The organism is Vicinamibacterales bacterium (assembly GCA_036504215.1).
GTDB lineage: Bacteria > Acidobacteriota > Vicinamibacteria > Vicinamibacterales > Fen-181 > FEN-299.
Genome location: DASXVO010000035.1, coordinates 21,448 through 43,192, shown reverse-complemented (window position 1 = coordinate 43,192; position 21,745 = coordinate 21,448). Strand labels below are relative to the sequence as shown.

Below are 21,745 nucleotides of genomic sequence, written 5' to 3'. Positions count from 1 at the left end.
GAAACCTGTGCTATGATAGGAGTTTCGCGCCGGGCCGATCGACCCGGCAGGCAGTTGTTCACAGGGGAAGACAACCGTGGCCAGTCACGCATCAGCGCTGAAGGCGCACCGTCAGAGCATCAATCGTCGGGAGCAGAACCGGGAGTACCGTTCCGAGCTTCGCACCGCGCTGAAGGCCATCCGGGCCCTCGTGAGCGCCAAGGAGTTCGAGAAGGCGAAGGGACAGTTCGCCGACACCGTGTCTCTCATCGATAAGATGTCGAGCAAGGGCATCATCCACGACAACGCGGCGGCGCGCTACAAGTCGCGGCTGCAGGTGAGCCTCAACAAGGCGCCGGCTGCCTAGGGGACGGCCGCCATCCGGCGGCCCCCGTTCGACACGGTCGCGCAGAATGCCGCCGGCGTCCTGCGGGTTCTATTCCCGCCCCGTTCCGCACAGCTCCACGATCAACCGCTCGAGCAAGACACGCGGATCTCCGCCCGACGTCTTGAGGGCAAGATCCGTTCGCATCAAGGCGTCGACCGCCGCCGGCAGATCCGGCGCCGTCACCGTCCGTTCGACCACCGATCGCAGCAGCCCCAGCACCATGAAGGGCACGGCCCCCTCCCCCATTTCCAGCTCGAGTTCGCGGAGCGCATTCGCCGCGTGCCGGTTGGCAACCTCGGTCCACAGCTTCTTGCCGCCCGCGGCTGACGCGCGGCCGACGACCTCGACCACCTGGTCGCGCCCGATCGTCTTCCGGCCCGCGGCGTAGAGCAGCACGCGCTCCACGTCTGCGCGCAGACGCGGCAAATCGGCGCCGGCTCGCTGGCGCAGCAATTCCGCCGCCTCGCGGTCGATCCGAACGCCGTGCTCGATCTCCAGGGTCCTGATGATGTCGACCGAGGCCTCGCACACGACGACGGCAGCCTGCTTGGCCAGCGGTTCGAACGCCTTCTGCAAGCCGCTGCCAACCAGCACGACAACGGCGTGGGCGTGGGGACTCTTCGCGTAGGTCTTCAGCAGGGCCAGCTGGCCGGAGCCCTTCGGCACGCCATCCTCCGCTCCACCGCCGGCCTCCGCGTCGTCATCGTCCGACTCGGCGATCTTGCCCCGACGCGGTGCCAACGCCCGGTCGGCCTGCAGCAGCAGCACGACCCGTCGGGGCGACAGCAGCGGCAGCGTGCTCGCGGCATCGAGCACGGCGGCGATCGTCACGCCCTGGTCGGTCCCGTAGAACCGCTGAACGTTGAACGGACGGAGGTCCTCCTCGACCGACTCGGTGAACGCGGCGGAGAGCCCGCTCATCTCCGTCTCGTCATCGCCCGTGATGAGATAGAGCGGCTCCAGCGCGCCGGTGGCGATGTGGCTGCGGACTGCGGCGGACGACAGGCGGCCCGGCATCGGACTAGAACGCCTCGAGGATCGCGCTCACCACGGAGCGCGCGAAGTCAGTGGCCATGCGATCGACCGCATTCGACGCCTGCCCGAAGAAGGCGGCTGCGTCGACGACGCCGCTGCCGGTCGTCAGCGAATACTCTTCGCGGAACAGCTGGCTCGGGTTCTGCCAGAGGACCTTGTTGTCCGACGCCTGGACGAACTCGATGCCGACCGCCACCGTGATCACGTATCGCGTCGCCTGCTGGTTCTCGTTGAAGCTTGCCGGGACCAGGCCGATCGAGTTGATCGTCACCCGCAGCACGGCATCGGTGCCGTTCTGCTGCGGGAGCACTCTGTACTTGCCGCGTCCGATGAACTCCGATCGGACCCGCTGCGCCAGCGTCTGCCCGACCTCGAAGTACGGCGTCCGATTGACGAAATCCGGGATTCCGATCGTCTTGATCGTGGCGGGCAGGTACGAACCGCGACCCGCGAGCGCGTAGCCGCACGACCCCGACGTGATCGCGGCAAGAGCGATGAACGACGCCAACAACGTGCGTGGCACACGAACTCCGATCATGACTGGCACCCTGCTTCCTCGGTCCACTGCCCCCTGACGCCTAACTCGCCACGATATTCACGAGCTTGCCCTTGGCCACGATGACCTTCCTCACCGTTTTGCCGGCGGTGTGGGTGCGGACGGCGGCATCGGCCAGCGCGAGGTCCTTCAGCGTCTGCTCGGCTGTGTCGGGCGACACCGTCAGGCGGCTCCGCAGCTTGCCGTTCACCTGCACGGGGACGACGATCTCGCTCGATCGCGCCACGACCGGGTCGTACGTCGGCCACGCGGCCGCCGTGAGCCCGTCCTGGTGGCCGCGCATCTCCCACAACTCCTCGGTCATGTGCGGCGCGAAGGGCGACAGCATCAGCACGAGCGCGTCAATCGACTCGCGGACGACGCTCAGCGTCTCCGGCCGGTCCGGCGCGACGTCCTCGGCGCCGCGGGGACGACGGCCCGGCGCTCCGGTCCGCGTGTGTTCCTCCGAGAACGCATAGATCTCGTTCACCAGCTCCATCAGCGCGGAGACCACGGTATTGAGGTGCACGCGGGGGTCGAGGTCGGTCGTCACGCGCCGGATCGTGTCATGGGTGACGCGACGGACCGCCTGCTCGGCCTCCGTCAGCGCCAGGCCCTCGGGAGCCGGGATGCTCCGCCCCGCGAACGCGTCACACCAGTGATCGACCAGCCGCCACACACGAGCCAGGAACCTCGCGCTGCCCTCGAGGCCCGCATCCGCCCAGTCCACCTCGTTCTCCGGCGGCGCCACGAACATCACATACAGGCGCAGCGCGTCTGCGCCGTATCTCTCGATCATATCGTCGGGGTCCACGACGTTCCCCTTCGACTTGGACATTGCGCTTCCGTCCTTGAGCACCATGCCCTGCGTCAGCAAGCGGGTGAACGGCTCGTCGTGCTGCACCATCCCGAGATCGCGGAATACCCGGCAGAAGAACCGGGAGTAGATCAGGTGGAGAATCGCGTGCTCGACCCCGCCGCTGTAGAAATCGACCGGACACCAGTACTTCACCGCGTCGGGCGCGAAGGCCTGCGTCTCGTTCCGCGAATCACAGTAGCGGTAGAAGTACCAGGACGAGTCGACGAACGTGTCCATCGTGTCCGTTTCACGGCGCGCCGGCCCGCCGCACGTGGGGCAGATGGCGTTGACGAACTCCGGCACCTGCGCCAGCGGCGAATCACCCCTGCCGGTGAACTGCGCGATCTTCGGCAGCCTGACCGGCAACTGGTCGTCGGGTACGCCAACGATGCCGCACGTCTCGCAGTAGACGACCGGAATCGGGGTTCCCCAATACCGCTGGCGCGAGATGCCCCAGTCCTTGAGGCGGAACTGCACCGTCTTCTGGCCGATGCCCTGAGCGGCCGCCTCGTCCGTCATCTTCGCGATGGCGTCGGTCGACCACAAACCCGTGAACGCGCCGGAGGCGACGAGGCGACCGGGCTCGACGTAGGCTTCGGTCATCCGATCGGCCGAGAGCCGGTCGGCTGCGGCCTCAGTCGCCTCGGGCTGGATGACGACCACGATCGGCAGCCCGTACTTGCGGGCGAACTCGAAGTCGCGCTGGTCGTGCGCCGGGACAGCCATGACGGCGCCCGTTCCATATTCCCCGAGCACGAAATTCGCCACCCACAGTGGAACGGCCTGCCCCGTGAACGGATTGACCGCATAGCGGCCCGTGAAGAAGCCTTCCTTTTCGATCTGCCCGGTCAGGCGAGCCGTGCGGTCCTGTGCGTGGAATCGTTGGACCTGATCACGGAACGCCGCAGGCGAGCCCGACTCGGCGGCAAAACGCTCGATGAACTCGTGCTCCGGCGCCAGGAGCACGAAGGTCGCGCCGAAGATCGTGTCGATGCGCGTCGTGAACACCTCGATGTCGGCCGCCTCGGCCGAACGACGCTCTGCCGATGGCGTGGACGCGCCCGGGGGCAACAGCGGGAACGTGACACGGGCGCCTTCCGACCGCCCGATCCAGTTCCGCTGCATCGTCAACACCTTCTCCGGCCAGCCGCTCAATCCATCGGTCGCATCGAGCAGTTCCTGAGCGTAGTGCGTGATCCGCAGGAACCACTGCTCGAGGTTGCGGGTCTCGACGACCGAGCTGCAGCGCCAGCAGCCGCCATCGACGACCTGCTCGTTGGCCAGCACCGTCTGGCAGCTCGGACACCAGTTGACCGTCGAGCGCTTGCGATAGGCCAGGTCGCGCTCGAGCATCCGGAGGAACAGCCACTGGTTCCACTTGTAATACTCGGGCAGGCAGGTCGCCACCTCGCGTTCCCAGGCGTAGCTGATTCCCAGCCGCTGCAACTGCCCCTTCATGTAGGCGATGTTCGCGAGCGTGGAGGTCTCGGGGTGGATTCCCTGCTTGATCGCCGCGTTCTCGGCGGGCAGGCCGAACGCGTCCCACCCGAACGGATGCAGCACGTTGAAGCCCCGCATCCGCTTGGTCCGCGCCATCACGTCGCCGATCGTGTAGTTGCGCACGTGGCCCATGTGCGCGTGGCCGGAGGGATAGGCGAACATCTCCAGGCAGTAGAACTTCGGCCGGGCAGGGTCCTCGGTGACTTCGAAGGCCCGCGTTTCAGCCCAACGCTGTTGCCATTTCTTGTCGAGCGACTGCGGTTTGTACTCACGCACGGGTGGCGTCCTGATTCCAGAGAGAAAGCGTGCAGGGCTGGGTGCCCCAGATCCGTTGATTATAGCGCAGGCCAATAGCCCTTCTGGGCGGCACACACGAGGTCGAGGGCGGCGAGGCCAAGGGCGGTTGGCCGGTCGTCCACCGGCATCGCCTCCAGCGGTGTCGTGACGTCAGCCGCCAGAACGTCGATTGTCGCCTGAAGGCCCTCCCGCAACGCCTCGAGGTTGTAGCCGCCTTCGATGGCAAGCGCCAGCCGGCCGCCGGCCACCGCCTCCGCAACCCGCCGGAGATGGACGGCAATCGCGCGGAAGCCGGCCGTGGTCACGTGCATCTGACCGAGCGGGTCGCGGTCGTGTGCGTCGAAGCCGACGTCCAGGATCAGCAACTCGGGTCGGTACGACGCGACGACCGGCTCGACGACCCCGCGCATGACCAGCAGATAGTCGCCGTCGGTTGCACCGGCGCCGAGCGGGATGTTGACGGTGAAACCTTCGCCGTCGCCCACACCGCACTCACCGGCCGCACCGGTCATCGGGTAGAAGGGATACTGGTGCGTGGAAATGACGAGCACCCGTGGATCGGCGTAGAAGTTCCACTGCGTCCCGTTGCCGTGGTGGACGTCGTAGTCCACGATCGCGACACGCTCCACGCCGGACGCGAGCGCATGCGCAACCGCGATGGCGACGTTGTTCATCAAGCAGAAGCCCATTGCCCGATCGCGAAGCGCGTGATGCCCCGGCGGCCGCGTCAGGGCCAGCGCCGCCCGGAGCAGCCCGTCGCGCGGCTCCGCCAGCACGTGCTCGACGGCGGTCAGCGCCGCGCCAGCCGAGAGTTGCGCGGCCTCCCACGATCCAGGCGACATGTAGGTATCGAGGTCGAGCACCGCAGGGTGCCCTGCCGCCGACGCCAGGCGGTCGACATAGCCGGCCGCGTGGACGCGTTCGAGTTCGGCGCGCGTCGGCACGCGCGGCGCCAGCACGCTCCCGCCTTGCGCACGCCAGGCCTCGGCGACCTCACGCATGACGACGGCCCGGTCGACACGTTCCGGGTGTCCTGGCGGCGGCACGTGGTCGGTGAACCGATCGGACCACACGAGGGCGAGGGGCATCATAGGCTCTCGGCTCTCGGCGACTCAGCCTTCCAGCATCTCCAGCGTGCGGGCCTCGAGGGCCTGCAGGCGGCGTTCGAGCTCGACGCGGTGGCCCTCGAGGCGAGCGGCGTCCGCATCCGCCGGCACCCACAACGGCTCGCCCATCGCGATCGCCACCCGGCTCCAGGGCTTCGGGACCTGCGTCGCGTCCCAACTCCGGGCCGTCCAGCAAGGCCTCGCCTCGATGTGAAATGGCAGGATCGGGTTGCCCGTAATCTTCGCCAGGAAGACCGCACCCGGTTGCGCCTTCCGTGCAGGCCCCCGCGGGCCATCGACCGTGAATGCGGCGGGTCGTCCGCCGGCCATGTCGCGCCGCAACTGCAGGAGTGCCTGTCGCGCCCCGCGCGACGTCGAGCCTCGGGCCGCGGCGTAGCCGAAGCGGCGCATGATGCGGGCGATCCACTCGCCGTCGAAATTCTGGCTTGTCATGGCCACGACACCGCGGTCGCGGAAGTAGACCGTTGCGGGAAGGATGCGCCCGTGCCACAGCGCGAGGATGGGCTGCCGGCGGGAAGCCAGGACCGCATCGAGGTGCGCGGTCCCGTCCTCTTGCCAGTGCCAGGTGCGGGCGAGCGCCGCGATGATCGGGGTACCGAGTGCGGCAATCGCCGCGGCTTCGAGGCGCTTGACGCGCGAGGCGCGCCAGTCGGGCTCGGTCACGGCGCTGGTCGCTCGGGCGTAGTGGGGTATTCCGGCGGGCGCGTGCCGGCGCTGGCCCGCTTGATCTGGCCGTCCACGAACGCCATGAGGTCCACGACCCGGGTCGTTGCGTTCGCGCTTGCCTGCGCGCTCTTCAGCATGATCGAGCAGAACGGACACGCGGTCACGATCGTGTCCGTTCCGGTGGCCTGCAGTTGCTCGAATCGCGCCTGGCTGATGCGGGTGCCCTCTTCCTTCTCCTCGAACAACAGGCCGCCACCCGCACCGCAACAGAACGGATTCCCCCGGCTTCGCACCGGCTCCCGGACGACGGCGCCCATCCGCGCGAGCAGTTCACGCGGTTCTTCGGTATGGCCGGCATAGCGCGCAAGATAGCACGGGTCGTGGAGCGTGACCTCGTCCGCTCCAGCCAGGTGCAGATCGCCCGTGAGCCTCGACACCAGAACGGCCGAATGGACCACCTCGGCGTGGAAGCCGAGCAGGCCGTAGTCCTGTTCCAGGGTCTTGAGGCAGTGGGGGCAAGCCGTGAGGATCTTCTTCACGCCCGCGGCCTCGAAGTCCTCGATGTTCGCCCGCGCCAGTTCCTGGAACATGTACTCGTTGCCGGTGCGTTTCGCCGGGTCGCCCGTGCATCGTTCCTTGGACAGCACACCGAACGTGACGCCGCGGCCGCGCAGGATGTCGAACAGCGACCGGAGGGCCCTCTGGAAATCGGCGTCGTAAGAGCCGGCGCAACCGAGCCACATCAGGTACTCGTGCTTCGCCGGATCGAACGTCTCGAGATCCGCCGACGCGACGAACTTCTGGCGCTGATCGGATGTCAGGCCCCAGATGTTCCCGCGGCGCTCGAGGTGGTTGTACATCGCGCCGAGCGCGTCGGGAGCTTCTCCATTGGACACCAGGCCACGCCGCGCCCCGATGATCAGCGGGAGGTGCTCCACGCCGACCGGGCACTGATTCTCGCACGCCCCGCACGTCGTGCACTGCCACAGCACACTCGGGTCGTAGACGTCCACCAGCTTCGAGTCCAACTTCCCGGTGAGCAGCGCCTCCTCGTTCTGGAGGATCAGTTTCTTCGGGTTGAGCCCCTTGCCCGTGGCGTACGCCGGGCAGTTCATCTGGCAACGGCCGCACTCGACGCAGGTGAACGCGTCGAGCACCTGCTTGCGCTCGAGATCCTTCACCGTCTCGAGCCCGACTTCCTCTTTCTCGAAGTCGAGGTTGCGCACCTCGCCCAGGATCGGCGCCTTGAAGTAGATGGTCGCGGGCGAGAGCACCAGGTGGAAGTGCTTCGAGTTGGGAATCAGGGCCAGGAACACGAGGATGACGATCGCGTGCAGCCACCAGTTCACGGCGGCGGCCGGACCTTCCGTCAGCCGGAAGTCCAGCAGGAACGTGATCATCAGCGTCGCGATGAACAATCCGATGAGGACCGACTCGCCGGACAGCGGTCCGAGCGCCTCGGGGCGGACCACCACTCGCCGGACGAGCAACAGGAGGATTCCCCCGAGGACACCAATCGCGAACGGCACGAGCGCCAGCGCGTAGTCGTGAAATGCCGGTGTCTTCGTGATGTCGACGATGCCGAGGCCTTTCAGGAACTGGCTACCGCTGTAGCCGGCAAACGCGACGAAGCCCCAGAACACCAGGGCGTGCGCGACGCCGACGACCGGCTTCTCGGCGATGACTTTCGTCTGGAAGACGACCTCGCGAAGCACACGCGAGAGCCGTGCGGGGACATCGTCCGTCCGCAGCACCCCGCCGGCGCGACGGATCAACTGCAGGCGCCTGACGACCTGTACGAGGAACAGCCCGCCGAACAGCCCGACGAGCAGGGCGAGGATCAACGCGGAGAACACTAGCTCTTCAGCTCCTTGATGAGCGCCGGCACGACCTCGAACAGGTCACCGACGATCCCGTAGTCCGCGATCTCGAAGATCGGCGCATCGGCGTCCTTGTTGATGGCGACGATCGTCTTGGATCCCTTCATGCCGACCGCGTGCTGGATCGCACCGGAGATGCCGAGCGCAAGGTACAGTTTCGGGGCGACGGTCTGGCCCGAGCTCCCGACCTGCCGCTCGAGCGGCAGCCAGCCGGAATCGCAAATCGGGCGGGAGGCGCCCAGCTCGGCTCCGAGCAGCTTCGCGAGTTCCTCGGCCAGCGGCAGCTTGTCCTGGGCCTTGATGCCGCGGCCCACCGCCACGATCCGCACGGCCTGCGAGAGATCGACGGCCTGCTTCGCCTCGCGGAACGGCGCTTCTGGCCTCTGCCGGATCGCGGAGCCGTCCACCACGACGTTCACCGGTGTCACCGGCGCCGGAGTGGCGCCGCGCCTGACCGTGTCCGCCGCGATGGCGCCGGACTGGAGCGTGATGAGGTACGGCCGGTCGCCTTCCGGCAGGACGTCGGCCGCCATCTTCCCCTGGAACACCAGCCGGGTGAACGCGGGGCGGCCTTCGGCCTCGGTCAGGCCCACGACATCGGCTACCAGCGCGCGCTCGAGGCGGGCGGCGAGCTTCGGGACGAAGTCGCGTGCCTGGTAGGTGTGGGCGAAGACGACGAAGGAGGCGGAATGTAGTCCGAGCACCTGCACGAGCGCCTGCACGTAACCGTCGGCGGTGTAGGGTTCGAGCGCCGCATTCGACACGGTGAGGACTTCGGTCACCGCGGCGCCGGCCACTTCCGCTGCCACGGGACCGACGTCTCCCCCGAGCACGGCGATCTTGACGCTCTCGCCGCCGGCTTTCGCGGCCAGCTGCTGCCCGCCGGCGATCGCCTCCCAACTCGCCCGGTTCAGCTTTCCCTCACGCTGCTCGACAACAACCAGAATCATAGATGCTCTCGTGACATCGCCCGTCGGTTATTCGATGACCCGCGCTTCGTCGCGCAGCCGTTTGACGAGTTCCTTCGCCGCTTCCGCGGGAGTGCCGCCGAGCACCTGCGCCTGCTTGGTCTTCTGCGGCACGTACAGGTTCACGACGCGCTGCCGCGACGTCAGCACGGCGGGGGCGGCGACCTTGCGGATTTCCTTCTTCTTCGCCGCCATGATTCCCTTGAGCGTTGCATAGCGGAGCTGGTTGATCCCGCTCTGAATCGTCAGCACGGCCGGCAGCGGCATCGACATCCACTGGAACCAGCCGCCCTCGAGTTCGCGTTTCACGCGGAGCGCGGCGGCTTCGACCTGGACTTCCATGATGATCGTGGCGTGGGGCATGCCGAGGCGTTCGGCCAGTACGACCCCGGTCTGTGCGAAGCCCTGGTCATCGGACTGCAGGCCGGTCAATACCAGATCGAACGACTCGGACCGCATCGCATCGGCGAGCGTGCCTGCCACGTTGAACGCGTCGGCAGCCACCAACTCGTCCGATTCGACGTGGATGGCGCGGTCGGCGCCACGGGCGAGCGCCTCGCGGAGGACCTGGCTCACGCGGCCCGGCCCCGCCGAGCAGACCACGACTTCCCCGCCGTGGCGCTCCTTGAGGCGCAGGGCTTCTTCGAGGGCGTACGCGTCGGGCTCGTTCATCTCGAACGCCGCGCCGTCTTCGCGGATCCAGGTGTGGGCCTCGTTCAGACGGGGCTGCGAGTCACGCGCGGGAACCTGCTTGATGCAAACGGCGATTTTCATAGGTTGGTTCTAGATTAGCGGTCAACGCGAAAAGGTGGCACTCCCCTGTCTTGCACCGTTCAGCAAGACAGGGAGGTGTCACCTTTTCCACCTTGTGAAACGCGCTCTACGCCTCGAATCGCTTGAACAGGAGCGACGCGTTGGTGCCGCCAAACCCGAAGGAGTTCGACAGCGCGAATTCGACGTGGGCGTTCCGGCACGTGTTCGGCACGTAGTCGAGGTCGCAGTCGGGATCCGGCGTGTCGAGGTTGATCGTCGGCGGCAGCGTCTGGTGATACACGACCAACGCCGTGATGCCGCCCTCGAGGCCACCGGAAGCGCCGAGCAGGTGTCCGGTCATCGACTTGGTGGATGAGATCGGCACGTTCGGGGCGTGCTCGCCGAAGCACCGTTTGATGGCCGCTGTCTCCAGCCGGTCGTTGAGCGGGGTCGAGGTGCCGTGAGCGTTGATGTACGACACGACCTCCGGTCCGACGCCGCCGCTGCGCAGCGCCGCCTGCATCGATCGAACGGCCCCATCGCCATCCTCAGCGGGCGCGGTGATGTGGAACGCGTCGGCAGACGCCCCGTACCCCACTATTTCGGCGTAGATACGGGCGCCGCGGGCCAGGGCGATGCCGAGTTCCTCGAGCACGACCATGCCCGAGCCCTCTCCAATCACGAAACCGTCACGGTTGAGATCGAAGGGCCGACTCGCCTTCTCTGGCGCGTCGTTGCGCGTGGACAGCGCGCGCATCGCCGCGAATCCGCCGACGCCCATCGGCGTGATGGCCGCCTCGGACCCACCGGCGATCATCACGTCCGCATCGCCGCGCCGAATGACCTCGCACGCGTCGCCGATCGCATGCGCCGACGCCGAGCATGCGGTGCAGGTCGCCATGTTCGGGCCCTTGGCCCCGAACCGGATGGACACCTGGCCGGAGGCAAGGTTGATGATGGATGCCGGGATGAAGAACGGCGAGATCCTTCGTGGCCCGCCCTTGAGGAGGGCCTCGTGTTCCCGCTCGATGGTGCTGAATCCGCCGATACCCGACGCGATGAAGACACCCACGCGCTCGGCGTTCTCCGGTCCGACCTTCAACGCCGCGTCGTCCACCGCGAACTGTGACGCTGCGATCGCGTACTGGATGAAGACGTCCATCTTCTTGACGTCTTTCTTGTCCACGAATTGCAGCGGATCGAATCCCTTCACCTCACCCGCGATCTGGGCGGCGAAATCCGCCGGATCGAAATGCGTGATCCGTGCGACACCGCTCCGGCCCGCGAGCAGGCCCTGCCAGTTGGCGTCGGTTCCGACGCCGAGCGGCGACAGGAGGCCGACACCTGTAACGACGACTCGCCTGGTCAAGCTCCCTCCGTTGAAGCTGCAGCCGCGCGCCGACGGCGGCGGCCGACACTCCTGCCACGCACGTGCCCGCGCCGTCGCGCGGGTCCACCCAACGCCGACCGGCGGCTACTTCTTCGCCTTGGCGTGTGCTTCGATGTACTCGACGGCTTCCTTGACGCGCGTGATCTTCTCGGCGTCCTCGTCCGGAATCTCGATGCCGAACTCCTCTTCGAACGCCATCACGAGTTCGACGGTATCGAGCGAGTCGGCGCCCAGGTCGTCAACGAACGAGGCATCCGGCGTGACCTCTTCCTCGTCCACGCCCAGCTGTTCGACGATGATGCTCTTGACTTTGTCAGCAACCGCGGCCATTCATCCTCCTAGGTGTACATCCCGCCGTTGACGGCGAGGACCTGCCCCGAGATGTACGACGCTTCGTCGGTCGCCAGGAAGCAGACCGCCGATGCCACGTCCTCTGGGGTGCCGAGCCGGCCAAGGGGGACCTTGGCGGCCCATTCGTTCCGCACGTTCTCCGGGAGCGCGCGGGTCATGTCGGTGTCGATCAGCCCGGGCGCGACCACGTTGACCGTGATGTTGCGCATGGCGAGCTCGCGGGCCAGCGCCTTGCTGAAACCGATGATGCCCGCCTTCGACGCCGCGTAGTTCGATTGCCCGGCGTTGCCCATCTGGCCCACGACGGAGCTGATATTCACGATGCGACCGGATTGCTGACGCATCATCGTCCGGACGACGGCCTGCGAGCACGTGAACGTCCCGCCGAGGTTCACGCCCAGCACCGCATCCCAGTCGTCGCGCTTCATCCTGAACAGCACCTGGTCGCGCACGATGCCGGCGTTGTTCACCAGGATGTCGAGGCGCGCGTGACGCTCGACGATCTGCTTCACGACCGTCTGGACGCTGTCAGCGTCGCAGACATTCATCGTGTAGCCCTCGGCCTTCCCCCCGGCCGCGACGATCTCCGAGGCGGTCTGCACAGCCGCATCCCCGAGCACGTCGGTCACCGCGACGAACGCACCCTGACGGGCCAGCGCCTCGGCGATGCAGCGACCGATCCCTCGCGACGCGCCCGTGACGATCGCCACCTTTCCATTCAAGTCGAACATCGATCTTCCATCCCCCCGGCGCGAGCCGGGCGCCACATCATACACGCTTTCTCCGCCGCGCCGCATGCTTCACCGCCGTGCGCGCGAACGGCGCGCCGTCGATCGGCGTTCCAACAGATGATGGCACGGATACCGACGAGGGATACCGCCTACGCGAACAGCGCCGCCACCGCGTCGATCCCTGCGGGGTCCTCGATGTGTGCGAACGCCGCATCACGCTGGATCTTGCGACCGAGACCGGTCAGCACTGTGCCCGGGCCCACTTCAACATACTTGCGGACGCCTTCCGATGCAAGCCGCCGCATCACCTCTTCCCAGCGCACCGGGGTCGACACCTGCTTCACCAGCGCGTCGATCGCCGACGACGCCTCGCGCTTCGGCTCCGCATCGACGTTGGCGACGATGGGGACCCGGGGGGCGGAGACAACCAGGGCCCGCAACTCCGGCGCGAGCCGCACTTCGGCCGGCTTCATGAGCGCGCAGTGGAAGGGGGCGCTCACGGGCAGCGGGACCACGCGCTTGGCACCGAGCGCCTTCGCACGCTCGCCGGCCCTCGCGACCGCGGCCGTCGCCCCGGCGATGACCACCTGGCCCGGCATGTTCATGTTCGCGGGGCTCACCACCTCGCCTTCGGCGGCCTCGGCACACGCGCGCGCCACGGCCTCGACGTCGAGTCCCATCACCGCGGCCATCGCGCCCTGGCCGACCGGCACCGCTTCCTGCATGTAGCGGCCACGGCGACGCACGGTTCGGACCGCATCGGCAAAGCTCATCGTCCCCGCGCACACGTTGGCCGAGTACTCGCCCAGGCTGTGGCCGGCGACCATTGCCGGCTCGAACCCCCGTGACGACAAGAGCCGATAGGCAGCGATGCTCACCGTGAGAATCGCCGGTTGCGTGTTCTCGGTCAGACGCAGCCGTTCCTCCGGGCCCTCGAAGATCACATGGCTGAGCGGTTCTCCGAGCGCGGCGTCGGCCTCGGCAAACGTGTCACGGCAGATGTCGAACGCGTCGGCGAGTGCCTTGCCCATGCCGACAGCTTGCGAACCCTGTCCCGGAAAGATGAATGCGATCACTGATGCCCCGCACTGCACGCGATGATGTCCTGTTGAAGGCGTGCGATGAACCCGCCCGCCGCAAACCGCTGCGCCGCCTTGATGCCCTGGCGGACGGCCTTTGCCGACGACCGGCCGTGTCCCACGACCGCGAGCCCGGCCACGCCGAGCAGCGGCGCCCCCCCGTACTCCGAGTAGTCCACGCGCGTGTGGAACAGGTCGAAGGCCTCGCGTCCGGGAGGCGAGGAGGCATCCAGACCGAAGCCCGCGAGCCCCTCACGCAGCACGTCGCCGATCAACTCGACGAGTCCCTCGCTCACCTTGAGCGCGATATTGCCGGTGAACCCGTCGCAGACGACGACGTCGGCGCGCCCGGCGTAGATATCCCGGGCCTCGATGTTGCCGATGAACGTGAGGTCGCCCGCTTTCAGCAGGCGATGCGCCTCGCGCGTCAGATCGTTGCCCTTGTTCTCTTCCTCGCCGATCGACAGCAGACCGATACGAGGCGCCTCGATCCCGAGTGCGAGCCGCGCATACACCCGACCCATCGCCGCGAACTGAACGAGGTGTTGGGGCCGGCAGTCGACGTTCGCGCCCACGTCCAACAGCACGGCAACGCCCAGCCGCGTGGGAATCGTCGTGGCCAATGCCGGTCGGTCGGCGCCCTTCAACATGCCGAATGCGGCATGCGCGGCCATGACCGTCGCCCCGGTGTTGCCGGCGCTGAACAGAGCGGCCGCGCGCCCCGACGCCACCTCGGCCGCCGCCACGCGAATCGACGCGTTCGGACGACGACGCAGCGCAGCGGTCGGCGGTTCGCCCATCCCGATGACGTCGCTGGCGGGCACGATGCGGACGTCGAGCGCGGCGGCATCCGCGGACGCCCCCATCGCGGCGCGGAGGCGGTCCTCCTGCCCGATGAGCGTCAGCGCCAGCGACCTGTCATCGCGCGCCGCGGCGAGCGCCCCCGAGACAATCGTCTCAGGGCCGAGATCGCCGCCCATGGCGTCCACGGCAATCCGGATCATGACGACACGCGCCGGATCCGACTACCCTTCTTTGACTTCCCGCACCTGCCGTCCGCGGTAGTACCCGCAGTGCGGACAGACCCGGTGCGAGAGCTTGGCCTCGTGGCACTGCGGGCAACCGGCCAGCACCACGGGCGTGAGGGCGTCGTGCGTGCGCCGCTTCGCGGTGCGCGATTTCGAGTGTCGTCGCTTTGGATTCGGCATGGTGAATCAGTCCTTCCGGTCCCCGTTATCGAGGAGCGACCGCAACCCCTTCCACCGGGGATCGGTCCAATGTTGCACGCAGTTGCACGGTTCCGTATTCAGATTCGTCCCGCACTCGGGGCAGAGGCCGCGGCAGGACTCGCGACACAACGGCTTCATCGGCAGCGCCAGATAGAACTGCTCCCGCACGAGTTGGCCGAGGTCGATCTCCTCCTCGTGGTAGAACGCCGTCGTCAGATCGTCGTCTTCGACCTCGACTTCACCCTCGCCCACGTTCGTCGTGTGGGGCAGATACAGCAGGTCGAAGGCGGCGTCCACCCGCAGCGCGTACGACTCCAGACAGCGCCCGCACGACAGGCCAAGGGTCGCCTCGACACGGCCGACCAGATGGAACTGGTGACCGTCCTTGAACAGGTCGAACGACAGGCGCACGGGCGCGTCCACGCGGTACGCGTCCTCCTCGGTCGTCGGAAACGCCGACGCCGGGTAGGTGCGATCGAACCGGGCGCGCGCCTCTCGGAACTGACTGAGATCGAGCTGCATCGGAGCCATCTAGATCACGAAGATCCGCAAGAGAAAGACCTTCCATTCTACCACAGGCACGTCAGTCCCCCGCCCAGTCCCTGGGAACCTCGACCCAGGGCTTGGGGATGAAGAGCAACTCGAAGAGCCCGACAGCGTAGCGGTCGGTCATCCCGGCCAGGAAGTCGCGCGCCGCCGCGTCGACCCCGTCGCGCTCGGTCGTCTTGCCGTCGAGGAACTCCTCGGGACGCGCCCGGATCTTCTCCCAGAGCCCGCCGAGTACGCCCGCCGCCTTCCGGAACTCGACCGTCGAGAGGTCATTCTCGTAGACCGTGCGGAACAAGAACGCGCGCAACTCGAGCGTGGCGGCCAGCGTCTCCTCGCCCATCCGGATCCCGTCGAGTCCCGACGAGGCGGTGGTCGCAATGACGTCCTTGACCATGTGGCCGATCCGGTCGGAAGGCGAATGCCCGAGCAGCGCCAGGGCCTCCCTCGGGAGGTCGCCTTCGGTCAGCAGCCCCGCCCGCATCGCATCGTCGGTGTCGTGGTTGACGTAGGCGATGAGGTCCGAGATCCGGATCGTCTGTCCTTCGAGCGTCGAGGCGAGTCCGTCGCCGCCAACCGGGGCGCCGGACTTGCCCTTCGAGTGCCGCAGGATGCCGTCGCGCACTTCCCAGGTGAGGTTCAGGCCCAGCCCGCCGCGCTCCAACACGTCCACCACCCGGAGGCTCTGCGACACGTGGTCGAAGCCGCCCGGCACCAGATCGTTGAGCACGCGTTCGCCCCAGTGGCCGAACGGCGTGTGGCCGAGATCGTGGCCGAGCGCGATCGCCTCGGTGAGGTCCTCGTTCAGGTGCAGGGCCTTGGCGATGGTCCGCGCGATCTGTGACACCTCCAGCGTGTGCGTGAGCCGCGTACGGTAGTGATCGCCTGCCGGCGAGAAGAAGACCTGCGTCTTGTGCTTCAGCCGACGAAATGCCTTGCAGTGGATGATGCGGTCGCGGTCCCGCTGGAAGACCGGACGGATGTCATCCTCCGGCTCCTCGCGCAGGCGTCCGCGGGTCTCCGAGCTCCGCGCCGCCTGCGGTGCGAGGAATTGACGCTCACGCGCCTCGAGGTCTTCCCGGATCGTCATGGAGGCCAATCAGCGGATGTCGCGCAGAAAACTGGTCCCGTGGGCCAGCGGTCCGACACCGAACACCTCGGCGAGGGTCTGTCCGAGATCGGCAAACGTCGTTCTGGTACCGAGATCCACACCGCGGCGGACGCGGGGCCCGACCGCCAGGACCGGCACGTACTCACGGGCGTGATCCGTGCTGGGCGTCGTCGGATCGTTGCCGTGGTCGGCGGTGAGGATCAGCAGATCATCGGGGCGCAGCCGGGGCAGCAACTCGGACAGCCGGGCATCGAAGCGTTCGAGGTTGAGCGCATATCCCTCGACGTTGTTCCGGTGACCGTACTGCGTGTCGAAGTCCACCAGGTTGGCGAACACGAGGCCGCGCTCGATCTCCTGCATGGCGCGCTCGACCTGATCCATGCCCTCGTCGTCCGATGCGGTGTGCACGGCGCGCGTGATGCCGTGGCCGGCGAACAGGTCTTCGATCTTCCCGATCGCGAACACGGGGAGACCGGCCGCCTTGACGCGATCGAGCAGCGTCTCACCGGCCGGGGGAATCGCGAAGTCGCGACGGTTGGACGTGCGGCGGAACGAACCAGACGCACCCACGAACGGCCGCGCGATGATCCGGCCGAGGCCGATCCCCTTTACCAGCATGTCGTACGCGATTTCACACTCGCGGTAGAGCTCGGCCACGGGAATCACGTCCTCGTGCGCCGCAATCTGGAAGACGCTGTCGGCCGAGGTGTAGACGATTGGCGACCCCGTTTCGATGTGCCTCGGCCCCAGTTCCTCGATGATGACCGTCCCGGACGCGACCGTGTTGCCGAGCGTCGAGCGGCCTATTCGCCGTTCGAACTCGCGAATCGTATCCTCGGGGAAACCGTGAGGGAACACCGGAAAGGCGTGCTCGAGCCCGAGCCCCATCAACTCCCAGTGCCCGGTGACCGAATCCTTGCCCGGCGACCGCTCGGCCATTCGGCCGACGGCCGCGGCGGGTGCCGGCGGTGCCGGATCGCCGCGAAGATCCACGAGGCGACCCAGGCCAAGTGCGCGCAGCGCGGGAACCTGCAGATCGACCCGCCGGGCGATGTTGCCCAGGGTGTTGCTGCCCCGGTCGCCGTAGTCGGCCGCGTCGGGCAATTCCCCGATCCCGACGCTGTCGAGCACGATCACGATAACCCGAGAGAATGGCGACGTCGTCACTGGGACTGATGGCTGTAGTAGCTGTTGATCGTGCGGGACGCCGTGATCGTGGCGATCGCGTGCTTGAAGATCAGCTGGTCCGTGCCTTCGCGCTCGACGATGACCGCGAACCGGTCGAAGTTCTTGATCCGCCCTTCGAACTCCGAGCCGTCCACGAGCCGGAAGCGAACCGGCACTCTGTCGCGACGGGCATGGTTGAGGAACGCATCCTGGATGTTGGGGCTCGTCTGGACCGGCTTCGTGTCGGGTGTCGATGGCATCAGCGGGTCTCCTCGTCGCGCGCGTGAACCTCCATCGCGGCGAGACGCCGGTCGATGATCTGGCACGCGGCGCGATGTGCCGCCGCCCGATCACCGGGTCCGGGGATAGAGTCTAGGTTAGGCTCTTTGCGGAACCAGATCAACTGACGCCGCGAGTACTGTCGGGTCTCGCGGACGATCAGCTCGTGCGTCGCGGCAACGTCCCGGTCGCCGCGCAGGTACTCGAGCACTTGTCGGTAGCCGAGGCTGCCGAATGGCTGTGCGTCGGCTGGTACGCCACTCGCCAGCAGCGCCTCCGCCTCCGCCACGAGGCCGCGCGCGAACTGGTCGTCCACGCGACGGGCGATTCGCGACGCGAGTTCCGTCGCCGGTACCTGCACCAGCAGGCCGATGACGGGGACATCGGGCAGCGGCGACACCGTGGCCGCGAAGTGCGCGGTCAGGGGACGGCCCGTCAGGAACCGGACCTCGAGGGCGCGCACGAGGCGCACCAGGTCGCGCGGTTGGATGCGCACCGCGGACTCGGGGTCGACGCGTCGCACCATCCCGTGCAGGAACTCGACTCCGCGCCGGGCCGCAATCCGTCGCAGGCGATCGCGCATCCGATCGTCCCGTCCCGGCCCTGGAAACAGGCCTCGCGTCAGGGCCCTGTAGTAGAAGCCGGTGCCGCCGACCAGAATGGGCAGTCGACCGCGCGCGTGGACGGCGCGGACCCGAGCGGCCGCCTCGCGCGCGAACCGCGCGGCGGTGTAACACTCCGTCGGATCGGCCACGTCGACGAGGTGATGCGGGATCCCGCGGCGGTCGCCAGGCGCGACCTTGTCGGTGCCGATGTCGAATCCGCGGTAGACGGCCGCCGAGTCGCAACTGATGACCTCCCCGTCGTACCGCTCGGCCAGCGACAGCGCGAGCGCGCTCTTTCCCCCGGCGGTGGGGCCGAGGATGGCGATGAGAACGGGCATCGGGAATGTCACCTGAGGAACAGCACGCGTATGACGAGGTACACGAGGAGCGCGGAGGCGACGACGAGCAGGCCGAGTTGCTGCGTCCGTGTCACTGCTGGATCGGCGGCGCCTCGTTGTAGAAGAAGGTCACCGTGAAGAACGCATGTTCCGAGGGGTACTCCGGCGGCAGCGGGTACGTCGGGTTCGAGGTGGCCAGGGCGTTGTACGCTGCCCGGTTGAACGCCTCGACATCGCACGGGCCGGGCACCGACAACTCAGAGACCGACCCGTCCTTGTGGACGTTGAACGTGATGACCACGTGTCCCTTCATCGCCATCGCCGCGTACGGCACGAACCAGTTCCGCTTGATCTGGGCGATGAATCGGCGGAGCCATGGGCCGAATTCCACGCCCTTCGAGTCGAACTGGATCGCGGCCCCGGGCTGGCCGCCCGTGCCGCCCGGATTGTCGAACACCTCACCCTGCACGTACCGCTGCAGGTTGCCGAGCGCACCACCGAGCGGCCCCGGCGCGCCCGACGCGCCGGGGGCCGAACTGCGAGCCATGTTGATCGGTGGCCCGGGGATCTGCACGATACCGTTGTTCCCGCCGTTCTGCCCGTTCTGCCCGCCCGGTCCGGGACGCTGCGCCGAATTCTCGGTGGGCTGCGCCTCGTTGCGTGCCATGCGCTGCGAGGGCGGCGTGCCCGGTTGATCCATCCGTTCCACGGTGTTCCCGCGGGAGTACGGGAGCAAGTTGGTGGGAGTCTTCGCCCGCTCGCGCGCCATCGCGAGCCGATCCTTGTCCGACGCCTCCGCGCGCAGCGGTGGTTGGCTCGCCGGAGTATCGAGGCGCGGCGACATGAACACGAACCGCGGCGCCTCGTGCTGGCGCATCACCGCCAACTGCTGCGCCTTCTTCGCTGCGGCATCCGACGCGGGCGTGGTCGCGAAGACGATCAGGAGCACGAGGGCAACGATGTCCAGGAAGAACGCCGCACAGACCGCCACGATCAGGTGGAGCAACTCCTCCAGCCGCGCAAAATCGCGGTTCAGCAGGAGGTAGTCCGGACGGTCGTCATAGAAGTCGAAGTACATGGAGAATAGGCAATTATAGCACCGCGACGAGGGCTGCCGGAGCGCCCCCCAGGGAGCACCGACGCGCGGCCGACACTCCTATAGACGTCCGCCGACGCCTCCTGGCTTCACGGCTGAGACGGATCGACGCTGTGCTATCCTCAATCGCCTCAATGACCCGAGTCCTTCACATCGCTCGGTACACCACGATTCCGGTCGAGCGACGCGTTGCGCTGATGGCGGCGGAACCCGGGTTCGCGTTCTGGCTGGTCCGACCTCAACCGATCGGCGGTCGGTACGACGGCGAGGCGATCCGCAACCGCTCGGTGCTCCACGGTGTCCGAACGGTCCGGGTGTGGCGGCCGGGTCACGCTCACCGAGCGGTGTACCAGACAGTCGCCTTCGGCATGCGGAGCGTGGAGCCTGACATCATCCATGCCGAGGAAGAGCCGGACAGCCTGGCGGCGCTTCAGATCCTGACCGCGCGCCGTCTTCTCGCCCCGAATGCCCGTCTCATCCTGAACACCTGCCAGAACGTCGATCGGCGAAAGCGGCCCTGGGTCGAGTGGGTGCTTCATCGATCGCTGTCGGCCGCGGACGCCGTCGTTTGCCGCAATGCCGACGCGTCGACGCTGCTTCGGGCGTTCGGGTACCGAAGACCGGCTCCGGTCATTCCAGCGCTCACGCTCGACGCCGGCATCTACCACAGGCGGAATGTCCCACGCCTGAGCGACGCCTTCACAATCGCCTTCGTCGGACGGTTGGCGCCCGAGAAGGGACTGGACACCCTGATCCAGGCGACGGCCATGCTGCCGTCGCCGGTGATCCTCCTGCTGGTCGGGGCCGGGCCGTGCCATGCGGCACTCGCGGCTCAGGCGGGTGAGGCCGGAATCGGCGATAGCGTCCGCTTCGTGGGAGAACTCGATTTCGACCAGGTGGCGAATCTGCTCTCCGCAGCGGACGTCCTGGTCCTGCCCTCGCGGTCCACTCCGGTCTGGAAAGAACAATTCGGCCGTGTGCTGATCGAAGCGATGGGCTGCGAGTTGCCGATCGTCGGCTCGGACTCGGGGTCGATTCCGGCGGTGCTCGACGGCAACGGATTGCTCTTCCCCGAGAACGACGCCGTCGCCCTTGCGGCGCAACTGCGCCGCTTGCGCGACTCCTCCGAACTCCGCCAGGAATTGGGACGGCGGGGGCGCGATTACGTCACGCGAGAGCACACGCCGGAGAAACGGGCGCGGGAGACGGTCGACTTCTACCGGCGACTCCTTGCTCCGCCGGATCGGCTGGGGGGGTGACGCAGCCAGGAGGATTGCGGAGTGGCAGCGAAACAGTCGAGTGCGCGGCCCGCTTGACTCTGCTCGGGCTGGCGTTTCCATCCGCGGTGCTGTTGGCCATTCGCCACCCCGGGTGTTGAACGCCCTCCGGCGTCCGCCTTCACGCCCCGGATCGTCCTGCGGGGCTGCCCGGCGCCCTCGTCTTCAAGGCGCTGGCGTCCGTTCCGTTCGCCCTGTCGGCGCCCGGATGGTTCATGGGCGACGGAATCCAGGGCCTGGTCGCAAGCCCAAACCCGCCGGGCGACATCGCAGGACTTGCATACCTGCTCATCGACCATCACAGCTGTTATGATTGGCTCCACACCCGTCGCGGACCGGCCCTCGTCGGGTTGGGGCTGCTGAGCGTCGTGACACCGGTCGCGACCCGGGGCTACAGCTCCCTGATCGCGACCGTGGTGACGCCGCTGACATGCGTCTGGCGTGAGGGCTGCGAGACGGGATCGGCTGCATTCCGGCACGTCTGGGCAATGACGGCAATCGTGCTCCTCGTCCCGGCCCTTCTCGTGTTGCTCGCCATGCCGCCCCGGTCAGCCTCAGC

22 protein-coding genes are annotated in these 21,745 nt (G+C 67.5%); 2 read left to right on the top strand and 20 right to left on the bottom strand.

What is annotated here, in order from left to right; genetic code table 11:
- Positions 1–76: 76 nt before the first annotated feature.
- Entirely contained in the window at positions 77–346 is a 270-nt protein-coding gene (gene rpsT / locus VGK32_08875; GenBank protein ID HEY3381868.1) for a 30S ribosomal protein S20, read from the top strand.
- Between the two features lie 69 nt (positions 347–415).
- Here the strand turns inward: rpsT and VGK32_08870 are convergent, their stop codons facing one another.
- The 20 genes from VGK32_08870 to VGK32_08775 form a co-directional block, all read right to left on the bottom strand.
- Positions 416–1,384: a hypothetical protein gene (locus VGK32_08870; GenBank protein ID HEY3381867.1), complete on the bottom strand. Its 969-nt coding sequence runs from the start codon at positions 1,382–1,384 to the stop codon at positions 416–418.
- Between the two features lie 4 nt (positions 1,385–1,388).
- Positions 1,389–1,940, bottom strand: a complete 552-nt coding sequence (gene lptE / locus VGK32_08865) for an LPS assembly lipoprotein LptE (protein ID HEY3381866.1) — start codon at positions 1,938–1,940, stop codon at positions 1,389–1,391.
- Positions 1,941–1,980: 40 nt separating this feature from the next.
- On the bottom strand, positions 1,981–4,572 hold the full coding sequence (gene leuS / locus VGK32_08860) for a leucine--tRNA ligase (GenBank protein HEY3381865.1): 2,592 nt from the start codon (positions 4,570–4,572) through the stop codon (positions 1,981–1,983).
- A 59-nt stretch (positions 4,573–4,631) separates the two neighbouring features.
- Entirely contained in the window at positions 4,632–5,684 is a 1,053-nt protein-coding gene (locus VGK32_08855) for a histone deacetylase (GenBank protein HEY3381864.1), read from the bottom strand.
- 21 nt (positions 5,685–5,705) lie between these two features.
- Entirely contained in the window at positions 5,706–6,383 is a 678-nt protein-coding gene (locus VGK32_08850) for a lysophospholipid acyltransferase family protein (protein ID HEY3381863.1), read from the bottom strand.
- Positions 6,380–8,242: a (Fe-S)-binding protein gene (locus VGK32_08845; protein ID HEY3381862.1), complete on the bottom strand. Its 1,863-nt coding sequence runs from the start codon at positions 8,240–8,242 to the stop codon at positions 6,380–6,382. The genes VGK32_08850 and VGK32_08845 overlap by 4 nt, the downstream gene beginning before the upstream one ends.
- Positions 8,242–9,216 carry an electron transfer flavoprotein subunit alpha/FixB family protein gene (locus tag VGK32_08840; GenBank protein ID HEY3381861.1) on the bottom strand — a complete coding sequence of 325 codons (975 nt, stop codon included), beginning with the start codon at positions 9,214–9,216 and terminating at the stop codon, positions 8,242–8,244. Before VGK32_08840 ends, VGK32_08845 begins: the two co-directional genes overlap by 1 nt.
- 27 nt (positions 9,217–9,243) lie before the next feature.
- Positions 9,244–10,008, bottom strand: a complete 765-nt coding sequence (locus VGK32_08835; protein ID HEY3381860.1) for an electron transfer flavoprotein subunit beta/FixA family protein — start codon at positions 10,006–10,008, stop codon at positions 9,244–9,246.
- Between the two features lie 106 nt (positions 10,009–10,114).
- On the bottom strand, positions 10,115–11,356 hold the full coding sequence (gene fabF / locus VGK32_08830; protein HEY3381859.1) for a beta-ketoacyl-ACP synthase II: 1,242 nt from the start codon (positions 11,354–11,356) through the stop codon (positions 10,115–10,117).
- Between the two features lie 105 nt (positions 11,357–11,461).
- Entirely contained in the window at positions 11,462–11,707 is a 246-nt protein-coding gene (gene acpP, locus VGK32_08825) for an acyl carrier protein (protein HEY3381858.1), read from the bottom strand.
- Between the two features lie 8 nt (positions 11,708–11,715).
- Positions 11,716–12,459 carry a 3-oxoacyl-ACP reductase FabG gene (gene fabG, locus VGK32_08820; GenBank protein HEY3381857.1) on the bottom strand — a complete coding sequence of 248 codons (744 nt, stop codon included), beginning with the start codon at positions 12,457–12,459 and terminating at the stop codon, positions 11,716–11,718.
- 149 nt (positions 12,460–12,608) lie between these two features.
- Entirely contained in the window at positions 12,609–13,535 is a 927-nt protein-coding gene (fabD, locus tag VGK32_08815) for an ACP S-malonyltransferase (protein HEY3381856.1), read from the bottom strand.
- Positions 13,532–14,542 (bottom strand): phosphate acyltransferase PlsX, encoded by a 1,011-nt coding sequence (plsX, locus tag VGK32_08810; GenBank protein ID HEY3381855.1) that lies wholly within the window; start codon positions 14,540–14,542, stop codon positions 13,532–13,534. Before plsX ends, fabD begins: the two co-directional genes overlap by 4 nt.
- Positions 14,543–14,563: 21 nt before the next feature.
- Positions 14,564–14,746: a 50S ribosomal protein L32 gene (gene rpmF / locus VGK32_08805; GenBank protein HEY3381854.1), complete on the bottom strand. Its 183-nt coding sequence runs from the start codon at positions 14,744–14,746 to the stop codon at positions 14,564–14,566.
- 6 nt (positions 14,747–14,752) lie between these two features.
- A complete protein-coding gene (locus tag VGK32_08800; GenBank protein ID HEY3381853.1) occupies positions 14,753–15,289 on the bottom strand; it encodes a DUF177 domain-containing protein in 537 nt (178 codons plus the stop codon).
- A 61-nt stretch (positions 15,290–15,350) separates the two neighbouring features.
- Positions 15,351–16,403 carry a deoxyguanosinetriphosphate triphosphohydrolase gene (locus tag VGK32_08795; protein HEY3381852.1) on the bottom strand — a complete coding sequence of 351 codons (1,053 nt, stop codon included), beginning with the start codon at positions 16,401–16,403 and terminating at the stop codon, positions 15,351–15,353.
- Positions 16,404–16,412: 9 nt separating this feature from the next.
- Entirely contained in the window at positions 16,413–17,591 is a 1,179-nt protein-coding gene (locus VGK32_08790) for a phosphopentomutase (protein ID HEY3381851.1), read from the bottom strand.
- Positions 17,588–17,851, bottom strand: coding sequence for an RNA chaperone Hfq (hfq, locus tag VGK32_08785; GenBank protein ID HEY3381850.1), 264 nt, complete (start codon positions 17,849–17,851; stop codon positions 17,588–17,590). Before hfq ends, VGK32_08790 begins: the two co-directional genes overlap by 4 nt.
- Entirely contained in the window at positions 17,851–18,813 is a 963-nt protein-coding gene (miaA, locus tag VGK32_08780) for a tRNA (adenosine(37)-N6)-dimethylallyltransferase MiaA (protein ID HEY3381849.1), read from the bottom strand. The genes hfq and miaA overlap by 1 nt, the downstream gene beginning before the upstream one ends.
- Before the next feature lie 91 nt (positions 18,814–18,904).
- Positions 18,905–19,891 carry a TonB family protein gene (locus VGK32_08775; GenBank protein HEY3381848.1) on the bottom strand — a complete coding sequence of 329 codons (987 nt, stop codon included), beginning with the start codon at positions 19,889–19,891 and terminating at the stop codon, positions 18,905–18,907.
- Between the two features lie 152 nt (positions 19,892–20,043).
- Between VGK32_08775 and VGK32_08770 the strand changes: the two genes are divergently transcribed.
- Positions 20,044–21,168, top strand: a complete 1,125-nt coding sequence (locus VGK32_08770) for a glycosyltransferase family 4 protein (GenBank protein ID HEY3381847.1) — start codon at positions 20,044–20,046, stop codon at positions 21,166–21,168.
- The last annotated feature ends 577 nt before the right edge of the window (positions 21,169–21,745 follow it).

Excerpts from the sequence above, each read along its gene's own strand:
- VGK32_08870 (HEY3381867.1), bottom strand. The coding sequence starts at position 1,384 with ATGCCGGGCCGCCTGTCGTCCGCCGCAGTCCGCAGCCACATCGCCACC.
- lptE (HEY3381866.1), bottom strand. The coding sequence starts at position 1,940 with ATGATCGGAGTTCGTGTGCCACGCACGTTGTTGGCGTCGTTCATCGCT.
- VGK32_08855 (HEY3381864.1), bottom strand. The coding sequence starts at position 5,684 with ATGATGCCCCTCGCCCTCGTGTGGTCCGATCGGTTCACCGACCACGTG.
- VGK32_08840 (HEY3381861.1), bottom strand. The coding sequence starts at position 9,216 with ATGATTCTGGTTGTTGTCGAGCAGCGTGAGGGAAAGCTGAACCGGGCG.
- VGK32_08835 (HEY3381860.1), bottom strand. The coding sequence starts at position 10,008 with ATGAAAATCGCCGTTTGCATCAAGCAGGTTCCCGCGCGTGACTCGCAG.
- acpP (HEY3381858.1), bottom strand. The coding sequence starts at position 11,707 with ATGGCCGCGGTTGCTGACAAAGTCAAGAGCATCATCGTCGAACAGCTG.
- fabG (HEY3381857.1), bottom strand. The coding sequence starts at position 12,459 with ATGTTCGACTTGAATGGAAAGGTGGCGATCGTCACGGGCGCGTCGCGA.
- plsX (HEY3381855.1), bottom strand. The coding sequence starts at position 14,542 with ATGATCCGGATTGCCGTGGACGCCATGGGCGGCGATCTCGGCCCTGAG.
- rpmF (HEY3381854.1), bottom strand. The coding sequence starts at position 14,746 with ATGCCGAATCCAAAGCGACGACACTCGAAATCGCGCACCGCGAAGCGG.
- VGK32_08800 (HEY3381853.1), bottom strand. The coding sequence starts at position 15,289 with ATGCAGCTCGATCTCAGTCAGTTCCGAGAGGCGCGCGCCCGGTTCGAT.
- VGK32_08795 (HEY3381852.1), bottom strand. The coding sequence starts at position 16,403 with ATGACGATCCGGGAAGACCTCGAGGCGCGTGAGCGTCAATTCCTCGCA.
- hfq (HEY3381850.1), bottom strand. The coding sequence starts at position 17,851 with ATGCCATCGACACCCGACACGAAGCCGGTCCAGACGAGCCCCAACATC.
- miaA (HEY3381849.1), bottom strand. The coding sequence starts at position 18,813 with ATGCCCGTTCTCATCGCCATCCTCGGCCCCACCGCCGGGGGAAAGAGC.
- VGK32_08775 (HEY3381848.1), bottom strand. The coding sequence starts at position 19,891 with ATGTACTTCGACTTCTATGACGACCGTCCGGACTACCTCCTGCTGAAC.
- VGK32_08770 (HEY3381847.1), top strand. The coding sequence starts at position 20,044 with ATGACCCGAGTCCTTCACATCGCTCGGTACACCACGATTCCGGTCGAG.